Origin of the sequence: Paenibacillus sp. FSL H8-0259 (genome assembly GCF_037963255.1) — a bacterium.
Taxonomy (GTDB): Bacteria; Bacillota; Bacilli; order Paenibacillales; family Paenibacillaceae; genus Paenibacillus_AQ; species Paenibacillus_AQ phytohabitans.
Genome location: NZ_CP150147.1, coordinates 6,811,917 through 6,824,797, shown reverse-complemented (window position 1 = coordinate 6,824,797; position 12,881 = coordinate 6,811,917). Strand labels below are relative to the sequence as shown.

Annotated in this window: 13 protein-coding genes; 11 read left to right on the top strand and 2 right to left on the bottom strand. The window is 55.2% G+C overall.

The window, feature by feature from the left end:
* Positions 1–38: 38 nt before the first annotated feature.
* Positions 39–212, top strand: coding sequence for an aspartyl-phosphate phosphatase Spo0E family protein (locus NSU01_RS29170; RefSeq protein ID WP_081970240.1), 174 nt, complete (start codon positions 39–41; stop codon positions 210–212).
* A 957-nt stretch (positions 213–1,169) separates the two neighbouring features.
* Here the strand turns inward: NSU01_RS29170 and NSU01_RS29165 are convergent.
* Positions 1,170–1,949, bottom strand: coding sequence for an AAA family ATPase (locus tag NSU01_RS29165; protein WP_076247584.1), 780 nt, complete (start codon positions 1,947–1,949; stop codon positions 1,170–1,172).
* 288 nt (positions 1,950–2,237) lie between these two features.
* Here NSU01_RS29165 and NSU01_RS29160 point away from each other — a divergent pair, with 288 nt between their 5' ends.
* The 4 genes from NSU01_RS29160 (at position 2,238) to NSU01_RS29145 (ending at position 6,233) form a co-directional block, all read left to right on the top strand.
* Entirely contained in the window at positions 2,238–3,326 is a 1,089-nt protein-coding gene (locus NSU01_RS29160) for a DUF3880 domain-containing protein (protein WP_042139758.1), read from the top strand.
* Positions 3,327–3,358: 32 nt separating this feature from the next.
* The gene (locus NSU01_RS29155) at positions 3,359–4,492 is read left to right on the top strand and encodes a glycosyltransferase (RefSeq protein ID WP_076247543.1); all 1,134 of its coding nucleotides are present in this window, start codon (positions 3,359–3,361) and stop codon (positions 4,490–4,492) included.
* A 356-nt stretch (positions 4,493–4,848) separates the two neighbouring features.
* Positions 4,849–5,409 (top strand): hypothetical protein, encoded by a 561-nt coding sequence (locus NSU01_RS29150; RefSeq protein WP_339302369.1) that lies wholly within the window; start codon positions 4,849–4,851, stop codon positions 5,407–5,409.
* On the top strand, positions 5,406–6,233 hold the full coding sequence (locus NSU01_RS29145) for a glycosyltransferase family 4 protein (protein ID WP_339302368.1): 828 nt from the start codon (positions 5,406–5,408) through the stop codon (positions 6,231–6,233). Before NSU01_RS29150 ends, NSU01_RS29145 begins: the two co-directional genes overlap by 4 nt.
* 703 nt (positions 6,234–6,936) lie before the next feature.
* Here NSU01_RS29145 and NSU01_RS29140 read toward each other — a convergent pair.
* Positions 6,937–7,386: a hypothetical protein gene (locus NSU01_RS29140; RefSeq protein WP_339302367.1), complete on the bottom strand. Its 450-nt coding sequence runs from the start codon at positions 7,384–7,386 to the stop codon at positions 6,937–6,939.
* Between the two features lie 128 nt (positions 7,387–7,514).
* Here NSU01_RS29140 and wecB point away from each other — a divergent pair, with 128 nt between their 5' ends.
* The 6 genes from wecB (at position 7,515) to NSU01_RS29110 (ending at position 12,873) form a co-directional block, all read left to right on the top strand.
* Positions 7,515–8,609: a UDP-N-acetylglucosamine 2-epimerase (non-hydrolyzing) gene (gene wecB / locus NSU01_RS29135; RefSeq protein WP_076247552.1), complete on the top strand. Its 1,095-nt coding sequence runs from the start codon at positions 7,515–7,517 to the stop codon at positions 8,607–8,609.
* Positions 8,599–9,585: a polysaccharide biosynthesis protein gene (locus NSU01_RS29130; RefSeq protein WP_076247554.1), complete on the top strand. Its 987-nt coding sequence runs from the start codon at positions 8,599–8,601 to the stop codon at positions 9,583–9,585. Before wecB ends, NSU01_RS29130 begins: the two co-directional genes overlap by 11 nt.
* On the top strand, positions 9,582–10,421 hold the full coding sequence (locus tag NSU01_RS29125; RefSeq protein ID WP_042139750.1) for an SDR family oxidoreductase: 840 nt from the start codon (positions 9,582–9,584) through the stop codon (positions 10,419–10,421). Before NSU01_RS29130 ends, NSU01_RS29125 begins: the two co-directional genes overlap by 4 nt.
* A complete protein-coding gene (locus tag NSU01_RS29120) occupies positions 10,418–11,467 on the top strand; it encodes an NAD-dependent epimerase/dehydratase family protein (RefSeq protein WP_076247556.1) in 1,050 nt (349 codons plus the stop codon). Before NSU01_RS29125 ends, NSU01_RS29120 begins: the two co-directional genes overlap by 4 nt.
* The gene (locus tag NSU01_RS29115) at positions 11,467–12,183 is read left to right on the top strand and encodes a glycosyltransferase (protein WP_042141602.1); all 717 of its coding nucleotides are present in this window, start codon (positions 11,467–11,469) and stop codon (positions 12,181–12,183) included. The genes NSU01_RS29120 and NSU01_RS29115 overlap by 1 nt, the downstream gene beginning before the upstream one ends.
* A gap of 114 nt (positions 12,184–12,297) precedes the next feature.
* Positions 12,298–12,873 (top strand): class I SAM-dependent methyltransferase, encoded by a 576-nt coding sequence (locus NSU01_RS29110; protein ID WP_042139748.1) that lies wholly within the window; start codon positions 12,298–12,300, stop codon positions 12,871–12,873.
* Positions 12,874–12,881: the final 8 nt, after the last annotated feature.

The window sequence follows — 12,881 nt, the reverse complement described above, 5'->3', positions numbered from 1 at the left end:
AATGGCTTGGAACAGCCTCATTCTACAAGGGGGCCGCTATGCGTAATGATGATTACAAGGACAAGATTGAACAGGCAAGGCAGGAACTGAACAAACTAGCCCTGGAACACGGGATGCAGGATGTAAGGGTGCTTCGCCAATCGGTGAAGCTGGATGCGCTCCTAAATGAGTACAGTGATTGCAATACAGAGAAGGACGACCAGCTTTATTAGAGAATCAAAGAGCAGCTTTGTAAATTCAAAAGACACTTTAACGGCAGATATGCCGCTAAAGTGTCTTTTTTGATTGTATAGGAAAGTAGGATATTCGTCTGTTGTGGATCATTTTCTTTGGAATTTGAAGCAGGTCCGTCTGAAGGACAAATGTGTTCTTGTATCAGGAATTCCACTGAATCCCCGGAAGCCGGAGACTTGGGAAATCAAAGGGATAAATCCCTTTGATTCCGCTGAAAGTGGACGATATGAGGAAATTAGAGGGATAAATCCCTCTGCTGATCCCGCCGGACGCAGGCCCAAGGCAAGAATGAGTGGCAAAAGTGCCCCTGAATCTGCCGAAAGTGGGCGGCAGGCAGGAAAGAGTGGCAAAAGTGCCCCTGAAGGCAGGAGAAGATCAAAGGGATAAATCCCTCTGATTCCGCTGAAAGTGAGCGATATGAGGAAATTAGAGGGATAAATCCCTCTAATTCCGCTGAAAGTGGACGGTATGAGGAAATTAAAGGGATAAATCCCTCTAATTCCGCTGAAAGTGGACGGTATGAGGAAATTAAAGGGATAAATCCCTCTAATTCCGCTGAAAGTGGACGGTATGAGGAAATTAAAGGGATAAATCCCTCTAATTCCGCTGAAAGTGGGCGATATGAGGAAATTAGAGGGATAAATCCCTCTGATTCCGCTGAAAGTGAGCGATATGAGGAAATTAAAGGGATAAATCCCTCTGATTCCGCCAAAAGTGGGCGGCAGGAGGAAATTAAAGGGATAAATCCCTCTGCTGATTTCGCCGGACGCAGGCCCAAGGCAAGAATGAGGGGCAAAAGTGCCCCTGATTTTACCGGCGGCTGCCCCAAACAAAGTAGTCAGAATAGAGCAATGTGAGATGGGCTTAAAATCTACATCAGCTGCACCGGCTGCATAGCTCCAGCCTAATTCACCTGCTAGGGTGATTTTGTTCTGTTATATGTCCGAAGCATCCGAAGCATAATCATCTCCCAGCAGCTCACGGAGCATTCTCTGCCGGTCGGTCATGAAGGCCCGCGTCACCGTATAGTGGTCTGTGTCTTCCAGAGCCACAGGCGTAATGCGCTCACCCTCCAGCTGGAATATATCCGCACCCGGATAGGACATCAGAATCGGGGAGTGAGTAGCGATGATGAACTGGGAGTTCTGTGCTGCCAGCTCATGCATCCGCACCAGCAGCGACATCTGCCGCAAGGGGGACAAGGCCGCCTCCGGCTCGTCCAGAATATAGATGCCCTGTCCGCCGAAGCGGTGGACGAAAGTGGAGAAGAAGGATTCTCCATGGGATTGCTCATGCAGAGAATTGCCGCCGTAGGAGTCTTTGATGGATCTCCCAGCCTCCGGGTCCTCGTCCAGCTCATCGATGTAAGTAGCCACATTGTAGTAACTCTCCGCACGCAGGAAGAAGCCGTCCCTCGGCCGCTTGACCCCTTTGGCAATCCGCAGATATTCATAGAGACTCGAATGCGAGGCTCGGGTGTTAAATGAGAAGTTCAGCGTTCCGCCTTCCGGGTTGAACCCCCAGGCGGCTGCGATTCCCTCCAGTACAGTCGATTTCCCTGTTCCGTTCTCCCCTACAAGAAATGTAACCTGCTTCTGAAAAGCAATCCGCTCCAAAGCCCGCACCACCGGCAGATTAAACGGATAGGTATCAAAGGAAGGCACCTGTTCACGAAGCAGGTCTACATGGCGGAGATAGAGCATCGGGTCATACATCGAACTCATTTCTAAATCCCTCCTCTTAGCCGGATAGATGGAAAGCTGTTTCTTCGATTCTATATGAATTTTGGGGTGCCCGCAAAGCACCTGACTAAAGGCTTCGGCGCTCCCCCTCACTTTCCGGGGAACTGGAGTGGATGAAATCTGCAAAGGTTCGGGCCATGCGGGCGAAAGACAGGGGGCATGTGCCAATTTCGCCGTGATACAGACAGATGTCCATGAGGCGGATGCTGACTCCGCATATAGTACACTGTCTTGAGAATATGACGGGGCAGGGTGAAGGCCGTGAAAGCAAAAAATAGAAACGTGCGTCCGCGGGATTACCGTGACGGTTACACGGAAGGATACCGTCTCGGCTTGTGTGAAGCCGTGAAGCGTCTGAATTCTCCTGTAGTGGGTGCATGCCGGCCGTTTAAGCTGATGTATGTGCCCCAAGGGTTTCAGGCGATAGACACGGGAGTAACAGAAGCGCTGCGGCAGCTGGTCAGTGAGCTAATTATCTGTTCTCCGGAAACCATGCTGGAGGTGGCAGCGCGTGAGTCGCCGGGAGCGGTGCTTGTGATGAACGGGCTGCATGTGTTTCCCGAGAATCATCTGGAACAAATTACGGAAATAAGAAAATTGGGTATTCCGGCAGCGATCTGGTTTGTGGATGACCCGTATTTTACCGAGGACACATCAGTCATTTGCCGGCACTATGATTACGTGTTTACACACGAACTGGGCTGCGTAGAATTCTACCGTTCCCTCGGTGTGACTTCGGTGCATTACCTTCCGCTGTGCGTCAACCCGCAGATGTTCTACCCGCGCCGTACCGGACCGCAGTATCAATACGATGTTGTATTTATCGGCAATGCCTTCCGCAACCGGACGGAGCTGTTCGATGAACTGGCCCCGTTCCTCCGCGGCAAGAAGGTGCTGATCGCCGGCGGCTTCTGGGAACGGCTGAACACCTTCGAAGAACTGTCTCCATTCATCAAAAGCGGCTTCATCCCTCCCGAGGAAACGGCCAACTATTACAGCGGTGCCAAGCTTGTCATTAATATTCACCGTCCGTGGGAAGGCGGGCAGGACAACCGGAATACCTTCCAGCTGCCGTCCCTCTCCATTAATCCCCGGACCTATGAGATCAGTGCCTGCGGAACGATGCAGCTGACCGACATCCGCGAGGACCTGGGCAGCCACTACCGTCCGGGTCATGACCTGGAGACCTTTGCTTCTGCCGACGAGCTAAAACGCAAAATTGACTATTACCTGAAGCATGAGCAGGAGCGCCGCAAGTATGCGCTGCGGGGACTGCAGACGACACTGCGCCACCACACATTTACCGCGCGATTGCCTCATTTGCTGGGAGTTCTTGCTGCACAAGGGTGAAATCCATTATGGGATAGAAGGAGCGAATAAACATGAATAATCAATTTATAATGCCTGCGCCGCCTCTGCCGCGGACCCCTGCGGAAGAGCAGAAACTGAGTGGCCGCCTTACCGGCTTCAAGGTCGGATACGACGAAGGTTACCTGCGCGGACGCCTGGCGATTCTGGATGGCCGGCCGGAAGAGCCGCTTCCGGTACGCAATATCCATGTCATGTATGTGGCTTCAGGCAAAGGGTATCCGTATTCTCCGCTTGATGATGCGGTACTCTTCGCCCTGCAAAGACTGACCGCGCAGGTAACAATTACGGATGTACGCCAGAATCTGGTGGAGCTGGCTTCGGCCCAGCGTCCGGATCTGGTCCTGGTCCTGGACGGTCTGGATTTACCGCTGGATCAGGTCGCCGTTCTGCGCGGCAGAGGCATTAAAACTGCGATATGGCTCACCGATGATCCGTACTATACGGATTTCACCATGAAAATCGTCGCCCACTATGACTATGTATTCACTCTGGAGCGTAATTGCGTGGAGTTCTACCGCGGCCTCGGGTGCTCTGAAGTTCATTATCTGCCTTTTGCCGCCCACCGCGAGCATTACCGCCCGACTACCGGACGTTCGCCGGTCAGCCGCGATGTCAGCTTCATCGGGTCTGCTTACTGGAATCGGATCAATTTCTTCCGCGATATCATGCCGGAGCTGATGAGCTACAACACGGTGATTAACGGAATCTGGTGGGACCGTCTGCCGGAAGCGCCTATCTATGGTGACCGGATTGAGATCGGCAAATGGATGTCTCCGCAGGAAACGGCAGTCACCTACAGCGGTTCGAAGATTGTCATCAACCTGCACCGCTCCCACATTGATGAGGTAGCCAATAACAATACGTTGTATATTCCGGCCGCATCGCCGAATCCCCGCACCTTCGAAATCGCCGCCAGCGGCACGCTGCAGCTCAGCGACGCCCGGGATGACATGGGTTCCTTCTATAAGGTCGGGGAAGAGATTGACACCTTCTCAAGCCCGCAGGAAATGATGGATAAAATCCGTTTCTACCTGACGCATGAGGAGGAACGCCGGGATATGGCGCTGCGCGCTTTTGAACGGACCCTGAAGGACCACACCTACACCATACGCCTGAACCAGCTGCTGACGGTCATTTACGGCTAAATCCCCGCAGAACGATTGAAAAATGTGCGCATCACCGGGGACAGGTGTCGTGCCGGCATCTGTGCCCCCTCAATATACTGGATGGAGTACCGGGTTATGATGTTAGCCTGCCTGCGGCGGATATCCACCGGATGAAAGAAAGTAAAGCTTAGCGCATGCTCGTAAAACTTAAGATGATGCTTCCGGAGCGAGTTTCACACGAAGAAATGCTCTGCAGTGAATGCTTCGTAAAACTTAAGTTTACGCTTCCGAAGCGAGTTTTACTGCGATGAAATTGCCTTGATGCTAAGCTTCGTAAAACTTTTAGGGAGGTGAATGGCTGCTCCACAGCCCTCGCGGGGGAGCGCCGAGACACCATGGCCGACAAAGCTACAATCGTCCTCTTTTCCCATGTTTCCAATACACGCAGTATTACGGGTGCGGAGAAGCTGCTGTTGTTCTTCAGCCGGGAGCTGTCTCCTTACTTTAATTGTATTCTCGTAGCCCCGCAGGACGGGAAGCTGACGCGCCTGGCTCGGAGCTACGGAATCAATGTCCAGCTGTTATCTATTCCGCTTGTCTATGGAATGTACACTCCATACGCAGGCCTTCCGGCAGACATCCGCAAGCTTCAGGAGAGCCGGGAGTACCAAGAACTGAGTGACTGGCTTGCGGGTGTGCGCCCGTCGTTCATTATTTCCAGTACCTGTGTGCATGCTCTGCCGCCGATGGCAGCGAAATCACTGGGCATTCCGGTGGTGTGGAAGATCTCCGAGACCATTACGGATAACGAATTCACTCCGATCAGCGTGGAGCTGATCCATAACAACAGCGATGAGATTCTGGCCATCTCGCAGACGGCTGCGGCTTGCTTCCCCGAGGATATCCGTGAAGGCAAGGTGACCCAGCTCCCCCGTCCTGGAATGAAACGGAAATGATGTTTGAAGCCTGGAGCAAGCTCCGGGGAGAACGGCGGAGTGAACTGAAGGTAGCGCCGGAGGAACCGCTGATCGGTTATGTCTCTTCCTTCATTAATAAAGAAAAAGGTCTGGAGCATTTCGTCAAAATGGCTGTCCTTGTCCATGAGCAGCATCCGGCAGCCCGTTACATTGTAGTGGGTTCCCCCGGAGACAAAAGCTACTATGAACGCTGTGTCCGCAAGGTGAAGCTGGAGGGGCTAACCTCCCGGTTCAGATTTGTCGGATATGAAGAATGTCTGCCCGCAGCCTACTGCGCCATGGATCTGCTGGTCGTTCCCAGCCTGATCCGTGAAGGCTTCGGCATGACGGCGCTCGAAGGCTATGCCTTCGGCAAGCCGGTGGTTGCTTATGATTCCGGCGGCTTGCGGGAGATTCTGAACGCTGCAGGCTGCGGCGAGCTGCTTGTGCCTGCGGCCGACATCGGTGCGCTGGCCGAGCGGGTGAACACGCTGCTGGCCGCTCCGGCCATGGCGGCGGCCATTGGCAGCCTGGCGCGGGAACGCATCGAGGCCGTCTACGGCCCGGCGGCTTACCGCGCCCGCCTGTACGGCTTAGCGGAGAGGTGGTATCTCCGCTATTGCCTCGCGCCGCCGCAAGTCAGCGGCGCCGAAGAAGCCCCGCCCGCAGCTCCGCCGGCGGGCGGGGAGGATGCCCCCGCGGCAGAGGCGCCGCGGGTACGCCCCGCGCCGCGCCGCACGGCTGCGGGGCGCGAAGCTCCGGCGCGGCAGGCTGCGCCGCGCCAAAGCCCGGGCGCGCGCGGCGGGAACGCGCCCGCGCCGTAAGAAACGCGCGGCAGGCTCCGCGCGCCGGAAGGCCAGCGGCGGCGGCAAGCACCGCCGCGCGGGCCATGCGCGCCGCCGGGGAAGACGGCGGCGCAAGGCGGGCTGAGGTCCGCGGGGGAGTCCGCGGACCGGCACTTTGCCGGCGCTGCGCCAGCCGCCGCCGGCATCGCATCCCTCAGAGGGATAAATCCCTCTGAATCCGCATTACCCGCCGGAATCGCGCTAAATAGAGGGATAACTCCCTCTAAATCTGCTCCACCAGGCGTAATTGCGCTAATTAGAGGGATAAATCCCTCTTAATCTGCCGCCCCCGCCGGAATCGCGCCAATTAGAGGTATAAATCCCTCTAAATCCGCCGCCCCCGCCGGAATCGCGCTAAATAGAGGGATAACTCCCTCTAAATCTGCTCCACCAGGCGTAATTGCGCTAATTAGAGGGATAAATCCCTCTTAATCTGCCGCCCCCGCCGGAATCGCGCCAATTAGAGGTATAAATCCCTCTAAATCCGCCGCCCCCGCCGGAATCGCACTAATTAGAGGTATAAATCCCTCTAAATCCGCCGCCCCCGCCGGAATCGCGCTAAATAGAGGGATAAATCCCTCTAAATCCGCCGCCCCCGCCGGAATCGCGCTAAATAGAGGGATAAATCCCTCTAAATCCGCCGCCCCCGCCGGAATCGCGCTAAATAGAGGGATAACTCCCTCTAAATCCGCCGCCCCGCCGGAATCGCGCTAATTAGAGGGATAAATCCCTCTAAATCCGCACTACCCGGCGGAATCGCGCTAATTAGAGGGATAAATCCCTCTAAATCCGCATTACCCGCCGGAATCGCGCTAATTAGAGGGATAAATCCCTCTAAATCCGCACTACCCGGCGGAATCGCGCTAATTAGAGGGATAAATCCCTCTGAATCCGCTCCACCCGCCGGCATCGCGCTAAATAGAGGGATAAATCCCTCTGAATCCGCACTACCCGGCGGAATCGCGCCAATCAGGAGCACAAATGCCCCTGAATTTGCTCCACCCGCCGGAATCGCACTAATCAGGGGCACAAATGCCCCTGAATTCGCCGCCCCCGCCGGATTCGCGCCAATCAGGGGCACAAATGCCCCTGAATCCGCTCCACCCGGCGGAATCACCAGAATCAGGGGCACAACTACCCCTGATTCCAACGCTACTGGCGGGCCAGTCCTTCACCGCTGCTGCGCCGGACCGGCTGCCAGCTCTGACAGAACCGCCTGCCCTCCTTAAGGGCAGGCCATAATCAAAGGGGAGTGAACCCATGAAGATCATGACGATTTTGGGCACACGGCCCGAGATCATCCGCCTCAGCGTCATCATTCCGCTGCTCGATGAGCATGCGGAGCGGCATGTGCTGGTGCATACGGGACAGAATTTCACGGCCAGCCTCAGCGGGATTTTCTTCGCCGAGCTGGGACTCCGCGCACCGGACTATGTGCTGCAGGATAAGCAGGCCGGACTCGGGGGCCAGCTGGCCGCCATGTTCGGGAGCCTGGAGAGCATCCTGCTTCAGGAGAAGCCCGACCGGATTCTGCTGCTGGGTGACACGAACAGCGCGCTGTGTGCAATCCTTGCCGAACGGATGGGCATTCCTGTGGTCCACATGGAAGCAGGCAACCGCTGTTACGATTTGAAAGTGCCGGAGGAGAAAAACCGCCGTGTCATAGATGCCGTCTCGACCATAAATATGCCTTATACCCAGCAGAGTAAAAGACATCTGCTCAGCGAAGGATTTCCCAGCCAGCGTATCGTGTTAACCGGCAATCCGATCCATGAGGTGATTACGCATTATGAGGAGCAAATCGGGTCCAGCGATATTCTGTCCCGGCTGAGCCTTGAAGCAGGCCGGTATCTGCTGGTGACTGCCCACCGGGCCGAGAATGTCGATGATCCTGAATCCCTGCTCCAGATTATGTCGGGACTTAACCTTGTGGCTGAACATTATGGACTCCGCCTGATCTGCAGCATCCATCCCCGTACACGCTCCAAGCTTACGGAGCAGTTCCCGCTGACTATGAACCCGCTGGTAGAATTCCATGAGCCCTTCGGATTTTTTGATTTTGTCCATCTGGAGCGTTATGCCCTGTGCGCCATTACGGACAGCGGCACCGTTCAAGAGGAATGCTGCCTGATGGGGGTGCCGACAGTGACCATCCGCCGGACCACAGAACGTCCGGAGACGGTCGATTGCGGAAGTAATGTAGTGTCCGGCGTAGAGCAGAACAGTATTCTGCGCTGCACCCGGCTGATGACGTCGCTTAAGCCTGCCTGGGAGGCGCCGGAAGGGTACCTTACCCCCGATGTCTCGGTTAAAGTAGTTAAATTTCTGCTTGGAGGGAACCTGCATGTTCAATAATAAACGGATTCTGGTTACAGGCGGTACCGGTTCCTGGGGGCATGAGCTTATCCGGCAACTGCTGCCGCAGCATCCCAAAGAAATCATCGTATTCTCCCGCAGCGAGTCTGCACAGGTAGCCATGAGCCGTGAATTTGAGGATAAGCGCCTCAGCTTCGTCATCGGCGATATCCGTGACAAGGATGCCCTCGTGGCTGCATGCCGCGGAGTGGATTATGTGTTCCATCTGGCGGCGCTCAAGCATGTTCCTGTCTGCGAAGACCAGCCGTACGAGGCGCTGAAGACCAATGTGGTCGGCACGCAGAATGTGATCGAAGCAGCGATTGCCAACAATGTGGAAAAAGCGATCTACATCTCCACCGACAAAGCAGCCAATCCGTCGAACTTCTACGGCATGACCAAAGCGATCGGCGAGAAGCTGTTCGTATACGCCAACCTGATCGGTTCAGGCACCCGTTTTGTAACGGTGCGCGGCGGCAATGTTCTGGGGACGAACGGTAGTGTCGTCCACTTGTTTATGAAGCAGATCAAGGACAAGGGACAGGTGCGGATCACAGATATGAATATGACCCGCTTCTTCTTCACCCTGCGCGATGCCATCACGCTGCTGTTCAAAGCCTCTGAGGTCAGCATCGGCGGCGAGATCTTCGTTATGACCATGCCAACCTGCCGGATCGTGGACTTGGCCGAGGTACTGATCGAATCTTCGGGCAGAAGAGATGTCAGCATGATCGAGGCTGGAATCCGCCCGGGTGAAAAAATCCATGAGATTCTCATGAGTGATTTCGAGAGCTTAACTACCGTTGTCTACGATGAGCAGTATCTGGTTATTCTTCCTACCCTGGATATGCCGGAGCTGAAGGAGCACTACCGCGAATACCCGCATGTGTCCTTCAACAGCTTCAGCTCGGAGAACAATCTGATGGATCAGGCAGAGATCAAGGACATTCTGATCCGGGGAGGGTTCCTCAAGTGAAGCTGCTTATCCTCGGCGGAAACGGTATGGCGGGTCACATGCTGGCGGATTTTTTTCGCCGCCAGGGCAAGCATCACGTCTTCCATACAACCCGGGATAAGAACGATCTTGGCGGGCTGTATGTGGATGCCGATGATATTGCCGGCGTAGAGAAACTGGTCGAAATCGTCTCTCCCCATTGCATGATTAATGCAATGGGTGTACTGAATCAATTCGCCGAACGTGACGTAATCGGTGCTTACCATGTCAACGGATTCCTTCCCCACCGTCTGCGGCGGGCAGCGGACAGCGTCCATGCCCGGCTCATCCACATCAGTACCGACTGCGTGTTCGAAGGAACGCGCGGCGGGTACACAGAAGAGGATGCCACTGACGGCACATCCGTTTATGCCATCACCAAAAGCCTTGGAGAAGTGCGTGACCCCGGCCACCTGACGATCCGCACCTCCATTATTGGTCCCGAAATCCGCTCCGGCGGCATCGGGCTCATGGAATGGTTCCTGGCCCAGAAGGGCCGGGTAACCGGCTATGAACGTGTGATGTGGAACGGAGTCACCACACTGGAGCTGGCCAAAGTGATCAGTTCCCTGCTGGACTCTGATCTGTCCGGGCTGATCCATCTGGCCCATCCCCGGCCGGTGAGCAAATATGAACTGCTGCAGATGATGCAGTCGGCGTTTCATAAGGAGGATGTCAAGATCATCCCCGAACGGGTCCATGTGCAGGACCGGACGCTGATCAGCACCAGAAGCGACGTGAACTTCGAATTACCGTCCTATCCCGAGATGCTTGCGGAGCTGGCTGACTTTATGCACGGCTCAGAGATGCCGACATGAAGGGCCGGAGGCTGCTGATAACCGGAGCCGCCGGCTTTACCGGCAGGCATGCCGTAGCTTATTTTGCGGCTGAGGGAGCTGAAGTGACCGCTGTGGTACGCCGCTGCGCAGCGGAAGCTTCCGTCTTCCCGGCAGGCGTTCAGCAATATATCTGTGATCTCGGCGACCGTAAGGCTGTCGCCGGGATGATTGGAGAGGTCATGCCGGATCAGGTGCTGCACCTGGCAGGCAAGAACTCGGTTCCAGAGTCCTGGCAAGACCCGCTGCTCTATATGGAGACTAATGTAATGGCTACATTGTATTTGCTTGAGGCGCTGCGTTTCCAGCCGGCCAGCCGTATCCTGGTGGCCGGCTCCCGCCTTAAGTACAGACCGGATTCCGCGGCAGGCCCGCCACATCCCTACAGTCTCAGCAAGACGCTGGAGGAACTGGTGTCGCTGGCCTGGGGGACGCTGTTCAAACAGCCTGTTCTGATGGCGGAGCCCTCCAATCTGATTGGTCCCGGACCGTCCACCGGCTTCTGTTCCTTACTGGCGCAGCATATTGTGCGCAGTGAAGCTGCGGCCGGCAGGGGAGAAGCTCCACCCGCCGCATTCCGGATCTCCTCGCGGCATGTGCAGCGCGACTTTCTGGATGTGCGTGATGCCGTTAGAGCCTATGGCTATATTCTGGATCAAGGAGAGACCGGCAAGATCTACCGGATTGACTCCGGGGCGCAGCGGGAGCTTGGGGAGATTGCCGGGAAGCTGCTGGCCCATGCAGCGGCTCCGGTGGAGATGGACTGGGGACCGCAGCATGCGGAGGAAGGTCAGGCTGCTGCTTCCCCAGCATCTGCCGTTCCGGCGAAGCCTTCGTCTGCATCTGCTGCTTCCCCAGCATCTGCCGTTCCAGTGCAGCCTTCCTCTGCATCTGCTGATAGAGAAGTGCTGCAGGAAGAACCTGAGGACAATGCCGCCGTTCTCGGCTGGAAGCCGGGGATCGGTCTGGACCGGTCACTTGCGGACATTATCGGCTATACAAGGGCCGGCAAGGAAGGAAGAATATGATGAAGCCCAGAGTATCGGTAATCATTCCCTTTTATAATTGCCCTTATATTGAGCAGGCGCTGCAAAGCGCCTTGGCTCAATCCTGGCAGCCTTATGAGATTATCGTGGTTGATGACGGATCATTCATGCATGCAGAGCGCATTACCCCATATTTGCCGCATATTCACTACCTGGGCAAAGCCAATGGTGGTACTGCCTCCGCACTGAATCACGGTATTGCCCATTCTACAGGGGATTATGTAGTCTGGCTTAGCTCGGATGATATGTTCTATCGTGACAAGATCAACAACCAGGTTCTGTTCATGGAGCAGAACCGTTTGCTGATCACATACACCAATTTCAACTTCATTAACGGGGATTCGCAGCTGACCCAGCTGAACGCAGCGGCAGTGTTTCATAACCAGCTGGACTATTTACGCTGTTTCCTGCAGGGCAATCCCATCAACGGCTGCACCGTGATGTTCAAGCGGGAGATATTCGGAGCCATCGGCCTGTTCAATGAAGCTCTTCCGTACACTCATGATTATGATTTGTGGTACCGGGCGATTCTGAACGGATACCCTCCTATTATGCTCAATCAGTCTTTAACGGCCTACCGCCGGCATGACGGCATGGGGACGATCAAACATTATGATGTCATTATGGCTGAAGCCGCAGCGACCAATGCCCGCTATCATGCCCCGCTGAGCAGCCTGATCGCTTCCATGGGCGGCTAAGCAGGAGTAGAAATAAGAAGCGGGTGCAACTAATTAAGCCCATGCTTCCGAATTGAGTTTTGCGAAGAGAATTCAGGAAGTTGATGTTATCACAACTTTTAGGAGGGAAAGCATATGTACCGGGAAATAGAAGTGAAAGACTTCCTGCCGGTCCTGCTGGAGCAGCTGAAATTCTCCGAGAGTATCCTGGATATCGGCAGCGGTACCGGTACGCTGCTGGAACGATATGAAGCGGCTGTTGTGCTGGGGCTGGATATCCACAGACCTTATCTGCTGCACCGCAAATACAAATCCCCGCATATCATTCCGGTTCATGCCGATGCCAGCCATATTGATAAGCTGTTTCTGCCGGGAACATTCTCTGCGGTTACACTGATTGATTCCCTGGAGCATTTCTCGATGAGAGAAGGCACGGAGCTGCTGCGGAAAGCGGAGATCATTGCTTCGAACCGGGTAGTCGTATTCACGCCGCGGGGGTTCTTCCCGCAGGAGGGAAAGGATCATTTCAACCTGCACGGAGAGTATTACCAGAAGCACTGGAGCGGCTGGGAGCCTGAGGATTTCCTGAAGCTGGGCTACGCTGTAACTGTACTGAAAGGCTTCCATCATGCGGAGAATCCTTCATTCCGTGAAGCGTTTGGCGAGGATCATGCGCCGCTGGATGCTTTGCTGGCCTGCAAAACAGTATAAATTGAATC

Coding starts and splice junctions, on each gene's coding strand:
- NSU01_RS29110 (WP_042139748.1), top strand. CDS start 12,298: ATGTACCGGGAAATAGAAGTGAAAGACTTCCTGCCGGTCCTGCTGGAG.
- NSU01_RS29170 (WP_081970240.1), top strand. CDS start 39: ATGCGTAATGATGATTACAAGGACAAGATTGAACAGGCAAGGCAGGAA.
- NSU01_RS29120 (WP_076247556.1), top strand. CDS start 10,418: ATGAAGGGCCGGAGGCTGCTGATAACCGGAGCCGCCGGCTTTACCGGC.
- NSU01_RS29155 (WP_076247543.1), top strand. CDS start 3,359: ATGAATAATCAATTTATAATGCCTGCGCCGCCTCTGCCGCGGACCCCT.
- NSU01_RS29130 (WP_076247554.1), top strand. CDS start 8,599: ATGTTCAATAATAAACGGATTCTGGTTACAGGCGGTACCGGTTCCTGG.
- NSU01_RS29115 (WP_042141602.1), top strand. CDS start 11,467: ATGAAGCCCAGAGTATCGGTAATCATTCCCTTTTATAATTGCCCTTAT.
- NSU01_RS29145 (WP_339302368.1), top strand. CDS start 5,406: ATGATGTTTGAAGCCTGGAGCAAGCTCCGGGGAGAACGGCGGAGTGAA.
- wecB (WP_076247552.1), top strand. CDS start 7,515: ATGAAGATCATGACGATTTTGGGCACACGGCCCGAGATCATCCGCCTC.
- NSU01_RS29150 (WP_339302369.1), top strand. CDS start 4,849: ATGGCCGACAAAGCTACAATCGTCCTCTTTTCCCATGTTTCCAATACA.
- NSU01_RS29165 (WP_076247584.1), bottom strand. CDS start 1,949: ATGTATGACCCGATGCTCTATCTCCGCCATGTAGACCTGCTTCGTGAA.